The sequence below is a fragment of the Pseudomonas putida W15Oct28 genome, assembly GCF_000708715.2.
Lineage (GTDB): Bacteria > Pseudomonadota > Gammaproteobacteria > Pseudomonadales > Pseudomonadaceae > Aquipseudomonas > Aquipseudomonas putida_R.
On sequence record NZ_JENB01000023.1, the window covers coordinates 71,209 to 91,268 of the forward strand.

The following is a 20,060-nucleotide window of genomic DNA, read 5'->3' on the forward strand; positions in this document are numbered from 1 at the left end:
CGGCAATGGCCAGCGCCATTTGGCCTGCATTACCCCTGGCCGACCACCTGCCCCGTCAACAGCTCGGCAAACGCCTTGGCCATCACCGAATTGCCGCGCTCGCGCTGCACCAGCCACACCGCCGACATCGCCCCTTCATCCAGCAGCGTGCGGTACACCACCCCCTCGATGCGCATACGCTGGAACGACGCCGGCAACACCGACACCCCCAGCCCCGCCGACACCAGGCCGATGATGGTCATCGCCTCCCCGGCTTCCTGGGCAAAGTGCGGGCTGAAGCCTGCCTGCCGCGCCAGGCTGAGCAACTGGGCATGCAGGCCGCTGCCATAACTGCGCGGGAAGAACACGAACGGCTCGTGGGCCAGCGCCGCCATGTGCACCCCTTGTTCAGTGCCTTCAGCCAGCGGGTGCGATGCGTTGATCACCGCCACCAGCGGCTCGCGGAACAACTCGGTGGCCACCAACCCTTCCGGCAACGGCATCGGCCGCATCAGCCCCACTTCGATGGATTCGTCGAACACCCCTTCCGCAACATCGCGGCTGCTCATTTCCTTGAGGTTCAGGTGCACCGCCGGGAAGCGCTGGCGAAAGGCATGGATGGCCTTGGGGATCTTCGAGGTGAATGGCGCAGACGATGTGAAGCCGATCTTCATTTCGCCCAGTTCACCCAGCTGCGCCCGCCGGGCCACATCTGCGGCCTTCTCCACCTGCGCCAGCACCTGGCGGGCCTCTTCAAGGAACAGCCGCCCCGCCTCGCTCAGTTCGACCCGACGGTTGGTACGCTCGAACAGCCGGGCCCCCAGTTCCTGTTCCAGGGCCTGGATCTGCTGGCTCAGGGGTGGCTGGGAAATACCCAGTTGCTGGGCGGCACGGCCAAAGTGCAGCTCTTCGGCCACGGCGATGAAGTAACGCAGATGGCGCAGTTCCATGATCAGCTCCGAATGAGTCGAAAAACGTCTTAAATAGGTCGAACAATATATTGGATCTAATCATTAGCCAGCTATATGCTTTTTTCATTGCGCCAGAGATACCCACCCGTGAAAACTGCTGTAGCCCCCCTTCCCGCCGAGCCAGAGCCTGCTCTACTGAACGAAATGTGGATCGAAAAAGGCACCCCCGCCTTCATGAAGACCGTGCTGGCCCTGTTCAGCGGCGGCTTCGCCACCTTCGCCCTGCTGTACTGCGTGCAGCCGATGATGCCGCTGCTGTCGAAAGAATTTGCCATCAACGCGGCCCAGAGCAGCCTGGTGTTGTCGGTGTCCACTGCCATGCTGGCGTTCGGCCTGTTGATCACCGGCCCCATTTCTGACCGCATCGGGCGCAAGCCGGTGATGGTGTTTGCCCTGGTTTGCGCCGCCCTCTCCACCTTGGCCAGCGCGGTGATGCCGAGCTGGGAACTGGTACTGGCAACCCGCGCCCTGGTGGGCCTGTCACTGAGCGGCCTGGCGGCTGTGGCCATGACCTACCTGAGCGAAGAGATCCACCCGCAGCACATCGGCCTGGCCATGGGCCTGTACATCGGCGGCAACGCCATTGGCGGCATGAGCGGACGGCTGATTACCGGCGTGCTGATCGACTTCGTCAGCTGGCACACGGCGATGCTGACCATCGGTGGCCTGGCCCTGGTCGCCGCCCTGGTGTTCTGGAAGGTGCTGCCGGAATCGCGCAACTTCCGCCCGCAGATGATGAGCCCACGCAGCCTGCTGGATGGCTTTATCATGCACTTCAAGGATGCCGGGCTACCGTGGCTGTTCCTCGAAGCCTTCCTGCTGATGGGCGCCTTCGTCACCCTGTTCAACTACATCGGCTACCGCTTGCTGGCCGAGCCTTACCACATGAACCAGGCGCTGGTGGGCTTGCTGTCGGTGGTCTACCTGTCTGGCATCTACAGTTCGGCACAAGTCGGCGCGCTGGCGGACAAGCTGGGCAGGCGCAAGGTGTTCTGGGCCAGTATCGTGGTGATGGCGGTTGGCTTGCTGATGACCCTGGCCAGCCCGCTGGCGATGGTGATCGTGGGCATGCTGGTGTTCACCTTCGGCTTCTTTGGCGCGCACTCGGTGGCCAGCAGCTGGATCGGCCGCCGGGCACTGAAGGCCAAGGGGCAGGCATCGTCGCTGTACCTGTTCAGTTATTACGCAGGGTCGAGCGTGGCCGGTACTGCGGGCGGGGTGTTCTGGCACCAGTGGGGCTGGAACGGGATCGGGCTGTTCATTGGCAGCTTGCTGGCGGTGGCGTTGCTGGTGGCGTTGCACCTGAGCAAGTTACCGCCCAAATCGGTGTGAAGCATTCGCGGGCACGCCCGCTCCCACAGGGTTCGGTGCAGTCCCTGTGGGAGCGGGCGTGCCCGCGAACAGGCCCTCGGATCAGTTGATGATCTCGACAATGTCCACATCCACTTCCCGGCTCATCAGGTGCTTCTCCACCTCACCGGTCAGCTTGACCTTGGTCTTGTCGTTGAACGGCGTCGGCGGCAGGTCTTCGTCATCGATCTCGACGGTAATGGTGCCGGTGTTGTCCTTGAACTCGTACTTGTCGTCGTTGTTGATCTTCTTGGTCACGAAGCCTGTCAGCACCACCGGAGTGTCATCGGCAGCTTCGTTGGCTGCAGCAACCGTGGTGACCGACTGGGCGCCGGGGCCGGTATAGGTCGCAGCCAGTGCGGCGGTGCTGAACAGAGGGGCGAGGATCAGAGCGAGATAATGTGCTTTCATGAGGATCGGGTCCTGTTTGGGTTTCGATGGGACCAGATTAGCGACGTTCGCTGAATTAAAACTTAATGCAACAAAAAGCCCGGCACAGGGCCGGGCTTTTGTTTTCAGCAATCAACTCACTGATGGTACTGCGCCGACAATTCATGCACGGCGTTGATGAACACGCCAGCGTGCTCCGGGTCGACTTCCGGGGTAATGCCATGGCCAAGGTTGAACACGTGGCCGGTACCCTTGCCATAGCTGGCCAGAATGCGTGCCACTTCCTGGCGGATGGCCTCGGGCTTGGCGTACAGCACGGTCGGGTCCATGTTGCCTTGCAGCGCTACCTTGTCACCCACACGGCGGCGGGCGTCGCCGATTTCACAGGTCCAGTCCAGGCCCAATGCGTCGGCACCGGCTTCGGCAATGCTTTCCAGCCACAGGCCGCCGTTCTTGGTGAACAGGATCACCGGCACCTTGCGCCCTTCGTGTTCGCGGATCAGCCCGCTGACGATCTTGCGCATGTAGGCCAGGGAAAACTCCTGATAGGCCGCTGCCGACAGGTTGCCGCCCCAGGTGTCAAAGATCTGAACGGCCTGGGCACCCGCCAGGATCTGGCCGTTGAGGTAGCTGGTGACCGACTGGGCCAGCTTGTCCAGCAGCAGGTGCAGGGCTTGAGGGTTGTCGTAGGCCATGGCCTTGGTCTTGCGGAAATCTTTCGACGAGCCGCCTTCGACCATGTAGGTGGCCAAGGTCCACGGGCTGCCGGAGAAGCCGATCAACGGCACGCGGCCATTGAGCTCACGGCGAATGGTGCTGACCGCGTCCATTACATAGCCCAGGTCTTTCTGCGGGTCGGGGATCGGCAGCGCTTCGATGTCGGCCGGGGTGCTGATGACCTTCTTGAAACGCGGGCCTTCGCCGGTTTCGAAGTACAGGCCCAGGCCCATGGCATCGGGGATGGTGAGGATGTCCGAGAACAGGATCGCCGCGTCCAGCGGGTAGCGTTCCAGCGGCTGCAGGGTGACCTCGCAGGCAAACTGCGGGTTCATGCACAGGCTCATGAAGTCGCCGGCCTTGGCGCGGCTGGCGCGGTACTCTGGCAGGTAGCGGCCGGCCTGGCGCATCATCCACACCGGGGTGACGTCTACGGGTTGCTTGAGCAGTGCACGCAGGAAACGGTCGTTCTTCAGGGCAGTCATGTCGGCATCCGGAAAAATAGTGCGGGCATTTTCTCAGACGCACAAAGAAAAGGCACGGCTGTTTGCCGTGCCTTTTCTCTATGGGTATGTCCTGGATCAATAGATTTTGTATACAAAATCTAAATAACTTCAGACTTCGAGGTAGTCCAGGATGCCTTCGGCAGCGGTCCGGCCTTCGAAAATAGCCGTTACCACCAGGTCCGAACCGCGCACCATGTCGCCACCGGCAAACACTTTCGGGTTGCTGGTCTGGTGCTTGAACTTGCCTTTCTCCGGGGCCACCACACGGCCCTGGCTGTCCAGCTGGATACCATGCTGCTCGAACCACGGTGCCGGGCTCGGGCGGAAGCCGAAGGCGATCACCACGGCATCGGCCGGCAGGATCTCTTCGGAACCCGGGATCGGCTCCGGGCTGCGGCGGCCACGGGCATCCGGCTCGCCGAGACGGGTCTCGACCACCTTCACGCCTTCTACCTTGTCCTCGCCAACAATGGCGATAGGCTGGCGGTTGTAGAGGAACTTCACGCCCTCTTCCTTGGCGTTCTTCACCTCTTTGCGCGAACCCGGCATGTTGGCTTCGTCACGGCGATAGGCGCAAGTGACCGCTTGCGCGCCTTGGCGGATCGACGTGCGGTTGCAGTCCATCGCGGTGTCACCACCGCCCAGCACCACAACCTTCTTGCCCCGCATGTCGACGAAGTCTTCCGGCGACTTCTCGAAGCCCAGGTTGCGGTTGACGTTGGCGATCAGGAAATCCAGCGCGTCATGCACGCCCGGCAGGTCTTCGCCCGGGAAGCCGCCCTTCATGTAGGTGTAGGTACCCATGCCCATGAAAACAGCGTCGTACTCGGCGAGCAGCTGCTCCATGGTGATGTCGGTGCCCACCTCGGTGTTCAGGCGGAACTCGATGCCCATGCCGGTGAACACTTCGCGGCGGTTGCTGAGCACGGTCTTTTCCAGCTTGAACTCGGGGATGCCAAAGGTCAGCAGGCCGCCGATTTCCGGGTTCTTGTCGAACACCACCGGCGTCACACCAGCACGCACCAGCACGTCGGCGCAGCCCAGGCCAGCCGGGCCGGCACCGATAATGGCGACGCGCTTGCCGGTTGGCTTGACCTTGGACATGTCCGGGCGCCAGCCCATGGCGAAGGCGGTGTCGGTGATGTACTTCTCCACCGAACCGATGGTCACCGCGCCGAAGCCGTCGTTCAGGGTGCAGGCACCTTCACACAGACGGTCTTGCGGGCACACGCGGCCGCACACTTCCGGCAGGGTGTTGGTCTGGTGCGACAGTTCGGCCGCAGCCAGAATGTTGCCTTCGGAAACCAGCTTCAACCAGTTGGGGATGAAGTTGTGCACCGGGCACTTCCATTCGCAATACGGATTACCGCAGCCCAGGCAGCGGTGCGCCTGGTCTACGGACTGCTGCGGCTTGAACGGTTCGTAGATTTCCACGAACTCCTTCTTGCGCTGGCGCAGCAGCTTTTTCTTCGGGTCCTTGCGGCCCACTTCGATGAACTGGAAGTCGTTATTCAGACGTTCAGCCATTTTTCAAAACCTCTTTACAGCAGCTGCAAGCTACACGCTGCAAGCCGCAAGACGATCACTTAAGCCGGGCAAACCTCGTACTGCCTTTACGTGCAACTTGAGGCTTGCCACTTGCAGCTGTTTTTACTGCGGGTTGGCACGCGTGCTGGACAACAGTTGCTTCAGGTTGGCTGCCTTCGGCTTCACCAGCCAGAAGCGCCGCACGTAGTCGTCCAGGTTCTCCGAGAGCTCACGCCCCCACTCGCTGCCGGTTTCTTCCACATACTCGCCAAGGACGCGCGCCAGGTGGCTGCGGTAGGCCTCCATCGCTTCACCACTGATACGCTGGATTTCCACCAGCTCGTGGTTGAGCTTGTCGACGAAGCTATTGTCCATGTCGAGCACGTAGGCGAAGCCGCCAGTCATGCCAGAACCGAAGTTGTAACCGGTCTTGCCCAGGACGCAGACAAAGCCGCCGGTCATGTACTCACAGCAGTGATCGCCAGTGCCCTCGACAACAGCGTGGGCGCCGGAGTTACGCACAGCGAAGCGCTCGCCCGCAGTACCTGCGGCAAACAGCTTGCCGCCAGTGGCACCGTACAGGCAGGTGTTGCCGACGATGGCGCTGTGCTGGGTTTCGAACGGGCTGCCGGCTGGCGGCACGATGGTGACCTTGCCACCGGTCATGCCCTTGCCGACGTAGTCGTTGGCATCGCCTTGCAGGTGCAGGTTCAGGCCACCGGCGTTCCACACGCCGAAGCTCTGGCCCGCAGTACCCTTGAAGCGGAAGGTGATCGGGTTGGCGGCCATGCCCTGGTTGCCGTACAGCTTGGCGATTTCGCCAGAGATACGGGCACCGATGGAACGGTCGCAGTTGCAGATGTCGAGGTTGAACTCGCCACCGGCCTGATCGCGGATCGCCGGCAGGGCCATTTCCACCATCTTCTCGGCCAGCTCACCCTTGTCGAACGGTGGGTTCTTGTCGACTTCGCAGAACTGCGGCTTGTCAGCCGGAATGTGCGAGCTGCCCAGCAGCGGCGACAGGTCCAGGTGGTGCTGGCGTTCGGTGTCGCCTGGCAGCATTTCGAGCAGGTCGGTACGGCCGATCAGCTCGCCCAGGCTGCGCACGCCCAGCTTGGCCAGCCACTCACGGGTCTCTTCAGCGACGAAGGTGAAGAAGTTGATCACCATGTCGACGGTGCCGATGTAGTGGTCCTTGCGCAGCTTGTCGTTCTGGGTGGCTACGCCGGTGGCGCAGTTGTTCAGGTGGCAGATGCGCAGGTACTTGCAGCCCAGGGCGATCATTGGCGCGGTGCCGAAGCCGAAGCTTTCGGCGCCGAGGATGGCCGCCTTGATCACGTCCAGGCCGGTTTTCAGGCCGCCGTCGGTCTGTACCCGTACCTTGCCGCGCAGGTCGTTGCCGCGCAGGGTCTGGTGGGTTTCGGCCAGGCCCAGTTCCCACGGGGCGCCGGCGTACTTGATCGAGGTCAGTGGCGAAGCACCGGTACCACCGTCGTAACCCGAGATGGTGATCAGGTCGGCATAGGCCTTGGCGACGCCAGCGGCGATGGTGCCCACGCCGGCTTCTGCCACCAGTTTCACGGACACCAGGGCCTGCGGGTTGACCTGCTTGAGGTCGTAGATCAGCTGGGCCAGGTCTTCGATCGAATAGATGTCATGGTGCGGCGGTGGCGAGATCAGGGTCACGCCCGGTACCGCATAACGCAGCTTGGCGATCAGGCCGTTGACCTTGCCGCCCGGCAGCTGGCCGCCTTCACCCGGCTTGGCGCCCTGGGCAACCTTGATCTGCAGCACTTCGGCGTTGACCAGGTATTCCGGGGTCACACCAAAGCGGCCGGTGGCCACCTGCTTGATCTTGGAGCTGCGGATGGTGCCGTAGCGCGACGGGTCTTCACCGCCTTCACCCGAGTTGGAACGCGCGCCCAGGCGGTTCATCGCCTCGGCCAGCGCTTCGTGCGCCTCTGGCGACAGTGCACCCAGCGAGATACCGGCGGAGTCGAAACGCTTGAGGATGGCCTCCAGCGGCTCGATCTGCTCCAGCGCCAGTGGCTGGTCCGCCACTTTCACCTTCAGCAGGTCGCGGATCATCGATACCGGGCGCTGGTCGACCAGCGTGGTGTATTCCTTGAACTTGGCGTAGTCGCCCTGCTGCACAGCGGCTTGCAGGGTGTTGACCACGTCCGGGTTGTAGGCGTGGTATTCGCCACCGTGGACGAACTTCAGCAGGCCACCTTGCTGGATCGGCTTGCGCGCGCTCCAGGCTTCGGCCGCCAGCAGCTTCTGGTCGCTTTCCAGGTCTTCGAAACGCGCACCCTTGATGCGGCTGGACACGCCCTTGAAGCTCAGGCCAACCACTTCTTCGGACAAGCCGATGGCTTCGAACAGCTGCGCACCGCGGTACGAGGTGATCGTGGAGATACCCATCTTCGACAGGATCTTCAGCAGGCCCTTGGAGATGCCCTTGCGGTAGTACTTGAACACTTCGTCCAGGTCGCCCAGCACTTCGCCGGTGCGGATCAGGTCGGCCAGCACTTCATACGCCAGGTACGGGTAAACGGCCGAGGCACCGAAGCCCAGCAGCACGGCAAAGTGGTGCGGGTCGCGGGCGGTAGCGGTTTCAACCAGGATATTGCTGTCGCAACGCAGACCCTGTTCGGTCAGGCGGTGGTGTACGGCGCCTACAGCCAGCGAAGCGTGCACCGGCAGCTTGCCCGGGGCGATGTAGCGGTCGCTCAGCACCAGCTGGGTCTTGCCAGCGCGCACGGCTTCTTCAGCCTGGTCGGCGATGTTGCGAATGGCCGCTTCCAGGCCGACGCTCTGCTCATAGTTGAGGTCGATCAGCTGGCGGTCGAAACCTTCGCGCTCCAGGTTCATCAGCGAACGCCACTTGGCGGGCGAGATGACCGGCGAGCTGAGGATGACCCGCGAAGCGTGCTCCGGGGACTCCTGGAAGATATTGCGCTCGGCGCCCAGGCAGATCTCCAGCGACATCACGATGGCTTCGCGAAGCGGGTCGATCGGCGGGTTGGTGACCTGGGCGAACTGCTGGCGGAAGAAGTCGAAAGGCGAACGCACACGCTGGGACAGCACGGCCATCGGCGTGTCGTCACCCATCGAACCAACGGCTTCCTGGCCCTGCTCACCCAGCGGGCGCAGCACCTGGTCACGCTCTTCGAAGGTGACCTGGAACATCTTCATGTATTGCTTGAGCTGGTCAGCGTCGTAGCTGGCCGCGCCCTGGTCGTCGGTCAGCGTCGCCTGAATGCGGGTGGCGTGCTGACGCAGCCAGCGCTTGTACGGGTGGCGCGACTTCAGGCGGTTGTCGATGGCGTCGGTGTCGAGGATCTGGCCGGTTTCAGTGTCCACGGCAAGGATCTGCCCTGGGCCGACACGGCCCTTGGCCAGCACTTCCTCAGGCTGGTAGCCCCATACGCCAATTTCCGAGGCGATGGTGATGTAGCCGTTGGTGGTGGTCACCCAGCGCGCCGGGCGCAGGCCGTTGCGGTCGAGCAGGCACACCGCGTGGCGACCTTCGGTCATGACGATACCGGCCGGGCCATCCCACGGCTCCATGTGCATGGAGTTGTATTCGTAGAAGGCGCGCAGGTCGGCGTCCATGGTCTCGACGTTCTGCCAGGCTGGCGGTACCAGCATGCGCACGCCGCGGAACAGGTCGATGCCACCGGTCACCATCAGCTCCAGCATGTTGTCCATGCTCGACGAGTCGGAACCGACGCGGTTGACCAGCGGGCCGAGCTCTTCGAGGTCGGGGATCTGGTCATTGGCGAACTTGGTGCGACGGGCCATGGCCCAGTTGCGGTTGCCGGTGATGGTGTTGATCTCGCCGTTGTGGGCGAGGAAGCGGAACGGCTGCGCCAGCGGCCATTTCGGCAGGGTGTTGGTGGAGAAGCGCTGGTGGAACACGCAGATCGCGGTTTGCAGGCGCTCGTCACCCAGGTCTGGATAAAACGCCGCGAGATCGCGCGGCATCATCAGGCCTTTGTAGATGATGGTCTTGTGCGAGAAGCTGCAGATGTAGTGGTCGCTGTCGTGGGCGTTAGCCACCGACGAACGGCGACGGGCACTGAACAGCTTGATGGCGAACTCCTGGTCGCTCAGGCCTTCACCGCCGATGAACACTTGTTCGATCTGCGGCAGGCGCTCCAGGGCCAGGCGGCCAAGTACGCTGGTGTCGATCGGAACCTTGCGCCAGCCGACCAGTTTCAGGCCAGCGGCGAGGATCTCGCGGTCCATGTTGGCGCGGGCAGCTTCGGCTTTGACCGGGTCCTGGTTGAAGAACACCATGCCGACGGCGTACTGCTTGGGCAGCTCGACGGCGAAGTGATCCTGGGCCACGGCTCGCAGGAACTGATCGGGCTTCTGCATCAACAGACCGCAACCGTCGCCGGTCTTGCCGTCGGCGTTGATACCGCCGCGGTGAGTCATGCAAGTCAGCGCCTGCATGGCGGTTTGCAGAAGGTGGTGGCTCGGTACGCCCGTCATATGGGCGATCAGGCCAAAACCACAGTTGTCCTTGAATTCTTCGGGATGGTACAGACCTGTTTTCATAGACACATTCTCACCAGGTTCACCTCTCAACGGAGGCAAATCTCTTTTTTAACAACCACTTACCATCCACGCCGATCAAACGCCAGCTTTTTTGCGGTGGTCATGGAAAACCATTGTTGCACAGCGACAGCGATGCCCACAAATTTTCATGTCTCACCATTGAAAATTTATGTCGCAATTTTGAATGTTTTTGCGCCATGCGCCGTGATAACGGCTTGGCTCGAGTCTGAAGCGTTTCAGCCATGACTGCAACTAGGGGCTTGTGGCCGGCAGTCTGGGACAGAAAAGCCTGCCGCGTTGATACGCAGCAGGCTATTCGAAAGTCAGTAATCGCTCAGCAACTGGGCGGCGGGGTGATGCCGCCCGGAAGGTATCAGCGGGCCGTGGCCAGCTCTTGTTGGACGCTGCCGACGGTACGTGGCCAAGGTTTACCAGCCTGGACCTTCTCTGGCAAGTTCTTGATTGCCGCAACCGCTGCATCACGGTTGGCGAAGCTGCCGTAGGTGACTACGTACAGTGGCTTGCCCTGCAGGTTTTTCTTGAAGTAGCGATAGTCGCCACCCTGGCTCTTGACGAACGCCTGGGCCGAAGCCTCGGAGCTGGTGCCCAGGATCTGCACCACGTAATTGCCCGGTTTCTGCCCGGCGTACCAGCCGCTGTTGCCGCTGCCACTGGCGGCGGGTTTCTCGGCAGGCTTGGCGGCCGGCTTGGCCACGGCGACCTGGGTAGGCGCAGGAGCAGGCTTGGCAGGTGCAACCGGCTTCACAGGCTGAGTTGCGACAGGTTTTGGCGCAGGCGCAACCGGCTGTACTGGCGCAGTGGCCACAGGCTGTGCAGGCACAGGTGCCGGGCCAGCCGGCACACCTTGCGGCGGCGCGATGGTGGTCACGGTTGGCGGCGGGTTGCCAGGCTGCAGGGCAGTGTCACCCGCCGGGCTGCCTTCTTCACCCTCACCCATGCCCGCGGCCTGGGCCAGCGGTTCGCGCATCACCGGCTGCGACTGGCCAACCAGCGGCAGCGGCATCGGCTGGGAAGAGCCGGAGAACTCGATATTGGCCCCCTGCTTGCCGTCGCCAAGCGGCAACTGGGCCTGGGCGGCCGGCGCCTCAGCGGGTGGCTTGTCGCCTTTCTTGGGCATCAGCACCGCGGCCGCAACAGCGACCACGACCACAGCGGACAGCGCGAGCACATGTTTTTTAGGCATCTTGAACCCCATGGATGGTCGCTTGACCGTCGAGCGGCTGGCGATCATGGCTTCGATCAAAGTGTCACGGGCGACCTGGTTGATGTTGCCAGGCCAGCCGTCGGAGTGTTCATGGATATCGACGATCTGTTCACGGCTGAACACCTCGATGCCCCGGCCAGCCCCTTCCAGGCGCTGCTCCAGGTACTCGCGGGTTTCTTCTTCACTGTAGGGGGCAAGCTCGATGATGTGGAAGCGTTCTTCCTCGACATTGAGCTCGTCCAGCCCGGCAATCAGTGAAGGCTCACCGAACAGGAACACGTGCGGGCGCCCTTCCGGTACCCCCGCCGCCAACTCCAGCAACGCTTGGAGTGCCGACTCGTCGAGTTGTTCCGCATCGTCCACCAGCAAATACACTTCCTGCCCGGTCAGTGCCAGCTGCACCACCTTGGACAGGATCGCCTGCACTTCGGGCTGGGCCACGCCCAGGTCCTGAGCGACCTGGGCAAGCATGCTGGAAGCATCGCTGGCACTGCGGGCAGACACCACCACACTCTGCACAGCCTGCTTGTTGGTGCTGGCCACCAGGGCCTGGCGCAGCAGCGACTTGCCGCTGCCCAGCGGGCCGCTGACCACCAGCATCAGCTGGCTGTAGCGTGCCAGGTGGTGCAGTTGGCCAAGCACGGGCTTGCGCTGGGCCGGGAAAAACTTGAAGCCGGGCACACGGGGCGCGAACGGATCGTGGCTCAACTGGTAATGGTCGAGAAAGGCCTCATCGGCATGCAAACTGGTCATTGCGCTGTCACAACCTCAAAGCTGGGCCACGATCGCGCGGTAATCCGCCGACAGCGTGGCCTGAAGAATCTCTTTCGGATAGTCGTCGGTCACGACGGCCTCGCCCATCTGGCGCAACAGCACCAGACGCAGGCGCCCGTCGATCACTTTCTTGTCGACCGCCATGTGCTCCATGAAATGCGCCGGGGTCATTTCCTGTGGTGGCACCACCGGCAAACCTGCGTCCTGCAACAGGCTGATTCCGCGATCGCGCTCGGCCTGGTCAATCCAGCCAAGGCGCATGGACATTTCCAGGGCCATCACCGTGCCCGCTGCAACGGCTTCGCCGTGCAGCCACACGCCATAGCCCATGTGGGTTTCGATGGCATGCCCGAAGGTATGCCCCAGGTTCAGCGTGGCCCGTACGCCGGACTCGCGCTCGTCGGCACCCACGACTGCGGCCTTGGCCGCGCAGGAGCGGCGGATGGCCTCGGTCAAGGCTGCCGAATCGAGGGTGCGCAAGGCCTGCATGTTGTCTTCGAGCCAGCCGAGAAACGGCTTGTCGCAAATCAGGCCGTACTTGATCACTTCGGCCAGGCCAGCAGACAGTTCGCGCGCCGGCAGGGTCTTGAGGCTGGTGGTATCGATCAGCACCGCATTGGGCTGATAGAAGGCACCGACCATGTTCTTGCCCAGCGGGTGGTTGATACCGGTCTTGCCGCCTACCGAGGAGTCGACCTGGGAAAGCAGGGTGGTCGGCACCTGGATGAAGTCCACACCGCGCTGGTAGCAGGCGGCTGCGAAGCCGGCCATGTCACCGATCACGCCGCCGCCCAGGGCAACCACGGTTGTGCGACGATCATGGCGGGCTTTCAGCAGGCCATCGAAGATCAGCTGCAGGGTTTCCCAGTTCTTGTGGGCTTCGCCATCGGGCAATACCACCGACAGCACCGAGTAGGCACCCAGGGTCTTGCTCAGGCGTTCGAGATACAGGGGCGCGACGGTCTCGTTGGAAACGATGGCGACCTGCCGGCCGGCAATGTGCGGCGCCAGCAGCTCGGGCTGGTCCAGCAGGCCTTCGCCAATGTAGATCGGGTAGCTGCGCTCGCCCAGGTCGACCTTAAGTGTCTGCATGTATCCCCACAATGTACTTGGGCGCGGCGCCGCTCGGGCAACCCACGCGCTAACGTTGAACCTCGCCTCGGCGCTGGTGGCCGAGAATAGTCCCGGGTTAACGGGGCGGCAACTGCTGCAAGCGTTCGAGAATATCGATCACCACCATGCGCGGCGGCCGCTCGTCGGTTTCCACCACCACGTCGGCGATCTCGCGGTAGAGCGGGTCGCGGGCTTCCAGCAGGGCGCGCAGGGTTGCCTCGGGGTTGGCGGTACGCAGCAGCGGGCGATTGCGATCACGCGCGGTACGGCCAACCTGCTGTTCCACCGAAGCGTGCAGGTAGATGACCCGGCCGCCCCGGCGCAATGCCTGGCGGTTGGCTTCGCGCATCACCGCGCCACCGCCGGTCGCCAGGACCACGCCGTCGAGTTGGCACAGTTCGGCGATCATCGCCTGCTCGCGCTCACGGAAACCCGGCTCGCCTTCCTTGTCGAAAATCCACGGGATGTTGGCGCCGCATCGCAGTTCGATTTCCTTGTCGGAATCCTTGAACAGCAGGCGCAGCTCTTTGGCCAATAGGCGTCCGATGGTGCTTTTACCAGCGCCCATGGGCCCCACAAGTATCAAATTTCGCACAGAATCAACGACTCACAGCAATCGCCTGGTCACTCATGATACGCGGAGTCAGGAAGACCAGCAGCTCGGATTTTTTCTCTTGTAATGCATCGCGTCGAAACAGCCGCCCAACATACGGCAGATCGCCTAAAAATGGCACCTTGTCGACCACATTGTTTTGCGAAGTCGAGTACACGCCACCGATCACGATCGTTTCGCCGTCCGCCACGCGAACCTTGGCATTGACCTCGTTCTTGCGGATTGGCGGTACGTTGTTCAAGGCATTGACGTAATCCGGCTCGTCCTTGGTCACCCTGACCGCCATGATCACCTTGTTGTCCGGTGTAATCTGCGGGGTCACCTCCAGCGAAAGCGAGGCCTCGCGGAAGGCAACCGAGGTGGCGCCGCTCTGGCTGGTTTCCTGGTAGGGCACCTCGGTACCCTTGAGAATCCTGGCCGTTTCCTTGTCGGCCGTGACCACCTTGGGCTGCGAGATGATCTCGCCGTTGCCGCTTTTTTCCATGGCACTGAGCTCCAGGTCGAGCAGCACGTCGCCGCGCAGCAAGCCCAGGCCGACACTGCTGCCCGCCCGCTCCACGCCGAAGTCGATGAACAGCTCCTTGCCCGGCCGCAGGTTTTCCCCGTACAGCGGCCCGCCCCAGCGCACCCCCAGGCTTTTCTCGTAGTCGACGTTGGCCTCGACGATACGCGCCTCGATCGCTACCTGGCGCAACGGCACATCCAGCTGCGCAACCAGCTGCCGCAATTCGGCCAGGCGATCGGCGGGCTGGTGCGCCACCAGGGTATTGGTGCGCTCATCTACACCCAGGCTGCCACGAACAGCGAGCGTGCTGTCATCCGCCAGGCTGGTCAGCAACAGCTCAACCAGCCCGGCGGCGCTGGCATGGTGGATGGGTATCAATTCACGGCGTAACGGCTGCAGCTGCGCATCCGGCAACAGGCCCACATGGGCATCGAACGGCTGCGAGGCAAACGCTGGTGCAGGCGCCACCAGCAGCACATTGCCCTCCTGTTGCCGGGCCAGGCCCTTGCTGCGCAGCACCAGGTCAAGGGCCTGGTCCCAAGGCACGTCTTGCAAACGCAAGGTCACGTTGCCCTGCACGTCATCGCTGGCAACCAGGTTGACGCCCGCATAGTCGGCCAGCACCTGCAGCACCGAGCGCACCTCCACATCCTGGAAATTCAACGACAGGGGTTCACCCTGGTAAGGCGTCGCCGACACCAGCGGGATCGGCAGCAGGGCTGCCAATATCCATTTCATCACGTTCTTCATTCGGGTTCGGGGCCTCCTTGCCCACGCGCTTTGCAAGGGTGATGAACGCCGTGCGCTCGTGCCACACCCCCGCCATGAATAGCTGTTCGCGTACTTCGACCTGGCCTTGATCGACCCGCGCCACCACACCGTGGTTACGCCCCAAGCGCTCACCTGCCCGCACGCGGTAGAGCCTGCCAGCCGCCATCAGCAGCGCCTCGTGCGCCACCCCTCGCGACAGGCTGCCGACCATTTCCAGCTGTGCCAGCGGCACGCTGGCCAGCCCGGAGCCAGCCATTCGTGCAGCCCCTGCCGCGAAGGGGTCGACCACAGGCACTGGCGTTGCGGCCTTGGCCGGCATATGCGCAAGCACGTCAGGTGCCGGTACGGGCGCGGTGGCCTGGAAGGCATCAACCCGCAGTTGCAGACGCAATAGCCCGGGCTGACCCTCAATTGCGGCCAGGTTCATGTCACCGCTGCGCAGCAGGCGCGCCTGGCCCAGCCAGTCGCCCAGCCACTGACGCAAGTCCAGGTAACGCCCCACCACCTGCACTTCCAGCGGTACTTTCCGATAGCCTGCCTGTTGCTCGGGTTCTTGTACGTCGAACCGCTCGACCAGCAAGCCGTGCGCATGCCCCGAAGCCGCCAGGCGTTCAAGCAGGTCGCTCATGCCCTCCCCGGCGGCCAAGTGCCAGTGAGCCTCCAGCAACCGCCGCTCGGCAAAAACCAGAGACGCCTGCAGTCGCTCCAGCTCGACCAGCTGCGCCGCACTGGCTGCCTGCTGCCCGTTCAATGTGGCGTGCCTGGCCGCCTCCTGCGCCTGCTGTTGTAGCCCTGCTGGCAGGCGAAGCGCGCAACCCAGGCCGAACACCAGCACAGCGACCAGCACTGGCGCGATACGCCTGATACTTCTGGAACGCTCGACTAGCGCCAGCCAGGCGAAGATCGGCGCTGCATTCACGACCAGAACGCCGGAACGCGCGCAACCAGCAGAAATTCATCGCCACCCGGCATGCTCCTGACGCGCTTGAGCGCCAGATCGAGCAGAACACCTGACCGATCCAGATCGCGCATGAACTGTGCAACCAGGGCGCCGGACGTAGCCAGCCCGGTCACCTGCAGATGGCCGTTTTCCAAGCTGAGGTCGAGTAGCTGGACCCCAACCGGCAGCGCCCCTTCGAGGTCAGCGAACACATCGCCCAGAACACCCTGCTGGGCATGCAAACCCTCCAGCGCTGCCGAACGGGCGATGAGTGCGTCATGCTGTGCACGCACATCAGCCAGCGGTTGCAGTTGCTGGTCCAGCACCTCAAGGGCGGCCTGGTGCTGGGCATTGGCCAGCGCCTGCTGCTGCCCGCGTTGCCGGGCCAACTGGTCAACCAGCGTCACGGCGCACAGTGCCAGAAGTGCGCCGGCAACCAGCAGGTTGCGAAAGCGCCGAAGCGCCGCCTCGCGCTGCCGTTCACGCCAGGGCAACAGGTTAAGCCGCATCATGGGCGCAACCCTCCAAGTGCCAGGGCGCACGCCAGGAGCATCGTGCCATCAATGTGTTCCAGGCCCTTCAGGCCAGGTAAATGCCTGCACGGCGTAGTCAGCTGGCGGCCAAGGTTTTGCAACCAGTCCGGGTCCACCAATGAACTGCTGGTAATCCACAGGCCCTTAGGCAAATGCTCATCGGCAAGCAGCGCGTGCAGTTGCTCCGAAAACTGCCCCATGTTGTTCAGCCCCTGCGCTTGCAGTTCACGACGCTGGTAAGGTCGACCAGGCTGCCAGTCATAAAGCACTGCGCTGTGCGCTTCGATCCGCAGCAATGCCGAACCTTCGAGGCAGCCCTGAGGCAACATGCGGCACAAGGCAATGTTGTCGACCTCGATGGCCTCCAGTTGCAACCCGGCCTCCTCGACAATGGCATCAAGCGACGCCAACGCACTTTGCCGACACGCGGCCACCATCACCTCGGCGCACCCCGGTTGCGTGGGGGACGCCCCCAAGACTTGAAAATCCAGGGCCAGGTCCTCCAACGGAAAAGGAAACAGCCGCTCGGCATCAGCCAGCAATTGCGTCTCAAGTTCTGCCCCGGCCTGCTCCACCGGCAAATGACACCGCTTGCAAATCACCTGGTTGGCCGGCAACGCCAACGCTACCCGACGCTGCCGGAGGCCGCTGCGCAGGTAGGCACCGCGCAGGGCTGCCACCACGGCAGCGGGCTCCGCGACCCAATCCTTGCCTAGGGGTAATTCGAACGGCTCTTGCGCCCATGCAAGCACCCGGCAGCGCCGATTGCGCCGTTGAAGTTGCACAACACGAACAGCGTCAGGGGCAATTTCCACCCCCACGAGTGAACTGGCATCCTTGCCGAAGCGTCCTAACATGCGGCTTCCTTGCTGCCTGCTGCAGCGGTCGGTCGCAACCCCGCGTCAACACTAGGCCCGGCCTGCCCATCGAGGCGACGGGCAGCCTGGCCGGTAACCCGGAGAGGCGAAAAAATGCTTATAATGCCCAGCGCTTTCTGGTCCGCCGGGCCTGCGTGCAACCCACTCTCAACCTGGACACCGAAAAGCCTTGATACGTCTGCTGAAGTTCTTCTGGTGGTCTTCCGTCGCAGTCATTTGCGCGCTCGTACTCGGTGTGAGCGGTGCGTTTCTGTATCTTAGCCCCAGCCTGCCCTCGGTCGAGTCCCTCAGAAGCATCCAGTTGCAGATCCCCCTCAGGGTGTACAGCAGCGACGGCAAACTGATTGCCGAATTCGGCGAAATGCGCCGCTCGCCGATCCGTTTCGCGGAAATTCCGCCACAGTTCATTCAGGCGCTTCTGTCAGCAGAGGACGACAATTTCCTCAATCACTATGGTGTCGACCCCAGCAGCCTGATGCGCGCAGCGACCCAGCTGGTGAAAACCGGGCACATCCAGACCGGCGGCAGCACCATCACCATGCAGGTGGCGAAGAACTTCTTCCTCACCAGCGAGCGCAGCTTCTCGCGCAAGACCAACGAGATCCTGCTGGCCCTGCAGATCGAGCGTGAGCTGACCAAGGACGAAATCCTTGAGCTGTACGTGAACAAGATCTACCTGGGCAACCGCGCCTACGGCATCGATGCCGCCGCGCAGGTGTACTACGGCAAATCGATCCGCGACGTGAGCCTGGCGCAGATGGCGATGATCGCCGGCCTGCCCAAGGCACCGTCACGCTTCAACCCGCTGGCCAACCCGGCGCGCGCCAAGGAGCGCCGCGACTGGATCCTCGGGCGCATGTACAAGCTGGGCAAGATCGACCAGGCCAGCTACCAGACCGCCCTGGCCGAGCCGCTCAATGCCAGCTACCACGTGCCGACGCCTGAGGTGAATGCGCCTTACATTGCCGAGATGGCCCGCGCAGAAATGGTCGGCCGCTACGGCAGCGACGCCTATACCGAAGGCTTCCGCGTCACCACCACGGTGCCCAGCGACATGCAGGAAATGGCCAACAAGGCCATCCTCAAAGGCCTGTCCGATTACGACGAACGCCACGGCTACCGCGGCCCCGAAGCACGCTTCCCGGGCCGCACCCAGGCAGCCTGGCTGCAGGAGCTGGGCAAGCAGCGCATCCTTGGCGGCCTCGAGCCGGCCATCGTCACCCATGTCGATAAAACCGGCCTCCAGGTACTGACCCGAGACGGCCAGCAAGCCGAGGTTGCCTGGGACACCATGAAATGGGCGCGCCCGTTCATCAACAGTAACGCCCAGGGCCGCTCACCGCAGTCGCCGGCCGACGTGGCACAGGTCGGTGACCTGGTGCGCCTGCAGCGCCTGGAAGATGGCAAGTTCAAGTTCAGCCAGGTGCCAGGTGCGCAAAGCGCCCTGGTCACCCTCGACCCTTACAACGGCGCCATTCGCGCGCTGGTTGGCGGCTTCTCGTTCGAGCAGAGCAACTACAACCGCGCCATGCAGGCCAAGCGCCAGCCGGGTTCGAGCTTCAAGCCGTTCATCTATAGCGCCGCACTGGACAGCGGCTACACCGCATCCACCCTGGTCAACGATGCGCCGATCGTGTTCGTCGACGAATCCGTGGACAAAGTGTGGCGCCCGAAGAACGACACCAACACCTTCCTCGGCCCGATCCGCATGCGCGAAGCGCTGTACAAGTCGCGCAATCTGGTATCGATCCGCTTGCTGCAGGCCATGGGTGTAGACCGCACCATCGACTACATCGCCAAGTTCGGCTTCAACAAGCAGGACCTGCCGCGCAACCTGTCGCTGGCCCTCGGCACCGCCACCTTGACCCCGATGGAAATCGCCACCGGCTGGAGCGCCTTTGCCAACGGCGGCTACAAGGTCACCCCGTACCTGATCGACCGCATCGAAAGCCGCAACGGCGAAACCCTGTTCACCGCCAACCCGCCCCGCGTACCGCAAGGTGCCGAGGACCAGGCGGGCCTGGCGGCGCCGGAACAGCCGATCAGCACCGCGGCCATGCCGGGCGAAGCACCGTCCGCCTTCGGCCAGCCGGCACCTGCACTGCAGGCACCTGCAGTAGCCGAACAGATCATCGACGGGCGCACCTCCTACATTCTCACCAGCATGCTGCAGGACGTGATCAAGCGCGGTACCGGCCGCCGGGCGCTGGCCCTGGGCCGCACCGACCTGGCGGGTAAAACGGGTACTACCAACGAGTCCAAGGACGCCTGGTTCTCCGGCTACAACGCCGATTACGTGACCACTGTGTGGGTCGGTTTCGACCAACCGGAAACCCTCGGCCGCCGTGAGTACGGCGGTACGGCGGCGCTGCCGATCTGGATGAGTTTCATGGGCGCGGCGCTGAAGGACAAACCGAATCACGCACCGGCAGAACCGGAAGGCATCCTCAGCCTGCGGGTCGACCCGATCAGCGGCCGCGCTGCCTCGCCGAGCACGCCGAATGCCTACTTCGAGCTGTTCAAGGCCGAAGATTCGCCACCGTCGGTGGACGAACTGGGCAACGGCGCGGCACCGGGCAGCCCGCTGCCAGCGGATGAAGCGGCGCCGATGGATCTGTTCTGAAGCAGGGTGCCTGACTGGGGTTATGTGGGGCTGCTGACATCGAGCGCCACAAGTGCCCTGACGAACACCTTTCAGC

At 63.1% G+C, this 20,060-nt stretch carries 14 protein-coding genes; 2 read left to right on the plus strand and 12 right to left on the minus strand.

Going from position 1 to position 20,060, the window contains the following annotated elements; all coding sequences use genetic code 11:
* Window positions 1-29 precede the first annotated feature (29 nt).
* On the minus strand, window positions 30-929 hold the full coding sequence (locus AK81_RS17270; protein ID WP_043200671.1) for a LysR family transcriptional regulator: 900 nt from the start codon (window positions 927-929) through the stop codon (window positions 30-32).
* A gap of 75 nt (window positions 930-1,004) precedes the next feature.
* Between AK81_RS17270 and AK81_RS17275 the strand changes: the two genes are divergently transcribed.
* Window positions 1,005-2,282: an MFS transporter gene (locus tag AK81_RS17275; RefSeq protein WP_430298334.1), complete on the plus strand. Its 1,278-nt coding sequence runs from the start codon at window positions 1,005-1,007 to the stop codon at window positions 2,280-2,282.
* Between the two features lie 81 nt (window positions 2,283-2,363).
* Here AK81_RS17275 and AK81_RS17280 read toward each other — a convergent pair whose 3' ends face one another.
* The 11 genes from AK81_RS17280 to pilM form a co-directional block, all read right to left on the minus strand.
* Complete coding sequence (locus AK81_RS17280) at window positions 2,364-2,711, minus strand: NirD/YgiW/YdeI family stress tolerance protein (RefSeq protein WP_043200675.1); 348 nt, start codon at window positions 2,709-2,711, stop codon at window positions 2,364-2,366.
* A 116-nt stretch (window positions 2,712-2,827) separates the two neighbouring features.
* On the minus strand, window positions 2,828-3,892 hold the full coding sequence (gene hemE / locus AK81_RS17285) for a uroporphyrinogen decarboxylase (protein ID WP_043200678.1): 1,065 nt from the start codon (window positions 3,890-3,892) through the stop codon (window positions 2,828-2,830).
* A gap of 129 nt (window positions 3,893-4,021) precedes the next feature.
* Window positions 4,022-5,440: an FAD-dependent oxidoreductase gene (locus AK81_RS17290; RefSeq protein ID WP_016502038.1), complete on the minus strand. Its 1,419-nt coding sequence runs from the start codon at window positions 5,438-5,440 to the stop codon at window positions 4,022-4,024.
* A 123-nt stretch (window positions 5,441-5,563) separates the two neighbouring features.
* Entirely contained in the window at window positions 5,564-10,009 is a 4,446-nt protein-coding gene (gene gltB, locus AK81_RS17295; RefSeq protein WP_043200680.1) for a glutamate synthase large subunit, read from the minus strand.
* 373 nt (window positions 10,010-10,382) lie between these two features.
* Window positions 10,383-11,987: an SPOR domain-containing protein gene (locus AK81_RS17300; RefSeq protein WP_043200681.1), complete on the minus strand. Its 1,605-nt coding sequence runs from the start codon at window positions 11,985-11,987 to the stop codon at window positions 10,383-10,385.
* Window positions 11,988-12,002: 15 nt separating this feature from the next.
* Complete coding sequence (gene aroB / locus AK81_RS17305; protein ID WP_043200683.1) at window positions 12,003-13,100, minus strand: 3-dehydroquinate synthase; 1,098 nt, start codon at window positions 13,098-13,100, stop codon at window positions 12,003-12,005.
* Window positions 13,101-13,197: 97 nt separating this feature from the next.
* Window positions 13,198-13,716 carry a shikimate kinase AroK gene (gene aroK / locus AK81_RS17310; RefSeq protein WP_043200686.1) on the minus strand — a complete coding sequence of 173 codons (519 nt, stop codon included), beginning with the start codon at window positions 13,714-13,716 and terminating at the stop codon, window positions 13,198-13,200.
* 4 nt (window positions 13,717-13,720) lie between these two features.
* Complete coding sequence (locus AK81_RS17315) at window positions 13,721-14,989, minus strand: type IV pilus secretin PilQ (protein WP_081042091.1); 1,269 nt, start codon at window positions 14,987-14,989, stop codon at window positions 13,721-13,723.
* Window positions 14,913-15,914, minus strand: a complete 1,002-nt coding sequence (locus tag AK81_RS17320; protein ID WP_043200721.1) for a pilus assembly protein PilP — start codon at window positions 15,912-15,914, stop codon at window positions 14,913-14,915. Before AK81_RS17320 ends, AK81_RS17315 begins: the two co-directional genes overlap by 77 nt.
* Before the next feature lie 11 nt (window positions 15,915-15,925).
* Window positions 15,926-16,462, minus strand: a complete 537-nt coding sequence (locus AK81_RS17325; RefSeq protein WP_043200691.1) for a PilN domain-containing protein — start codon at window positions 16,460-16,462, stop codon at window positions 15,926-15,928.
* Entirely contained in the window at window positions 16,459-17,340 is an 882-nt protein-coding gene (gene pilM, locus AK81_RS17330; RefSeq protein WP_043200693.1) for a type IV pilus biogenesis protein PilM, read from the minus strand. The genes AK81_RS17325 and pilM overlap by 4 nt, the downstream gene beginning before the upstream one ends.
* Before the next feature lie 193 nt (window positions 17,341-17,533).
* Here pilM and AK81_RS17335 point away from each other — a divergent pair, with 193 nt between their 5' ends.
* Window positions 17,534-19,984, plus strand: a complete 2,451-nt coding sequence (locus AK81_RS17335) for a penicillin-binding protein 1A (protein ID WP_430298342.1) — start codon at window positions 17,534-17,536, stop codon at window positions 19,982-19,984.
* Window positions 19,985-20,060 lie beyond the last annotated feature (76 nt).

Excerpts from the sequence above, each read along its gene's own strand:
- AK81_RS17270 (WP_043200671.1), bottom strand. The coding sequence starts at position 929 with ATGGAACTGCGCCATCTGCGTTACTTCATCGCCGTGGCCGAAGAGCTG.
- AK81_RS17275 (WP_430298334.1), top strand. The coding sequence starts at position 1,005 with ATGCTTTTTTCATTGCGCCAGAGATACCCACCCGTGAAAACTGCTGTA.
- AK81_RS17280 (WP_043200675.1), bottom strand. The coding sequence starts at position 2,711 with ATGAAAGCACATTATCTCGCTCTGATCCTCGCCCCTCTGTTCAGCACC.
- hemE (WP_043200678.1), bottom strand. The coding sequence starts at position 3,892 with ATGACTGCCCTGAAGAACGACCGTTTCCTGCGTGCACTGCTCAAGCAA.
- AK81_RS17290 (WP_016502038.1), bottom strand. The coding sequence starts at position 5,440 with ATGGCTGAACGTCTGAATAACGACTTCCAGTTCATCGAAGTGGGCCGC.
- gltB (WP_043200680.1), bottom strand. The coding sequence starts at position 10,009 with ATGAAAACAGGTCTGTACCATCCCGAAGAATTCAAGGACAACTGTGGT.
- AK81_RS17300 (WP_043200681.1), bottom strand. The coding sequence starts at position 11,987 with ATGACCAGTTTGCATGCCGATGAGGCCTTTCTCGACCATTACCAGTTG.
- aroB (WP_043200683.1), bottom strand. The coding sequence starts at position 13,100 with ATGCAGACACTTAAGGTCGACCTGGGCGAGCGCAGCTACCCGATCTAC.
- AK81_RS17315 (WP_081042091.1), bottom strand. The coding sequence starts at position 14,989 with ATGAAGAACGTGATGAAATGGATATTGGCAGCCCTGCTGCCGATCCCG.
- AK81_RS17325 (WP_043200691.1), bottom strand. The coding sequence starts at position 16,462 with ATGATGCGGCTTAACCTGTTGCCCTGGCGTGAACGGCAGCGCGAGGCG.
- pilM (WP_043200693.1), bottom strand. The coding sequence starts at position 17,340 with ATGTTAGGACGCTTCGGCAAGGATGCCAGTTCACTCGTGGGGGTGGAA.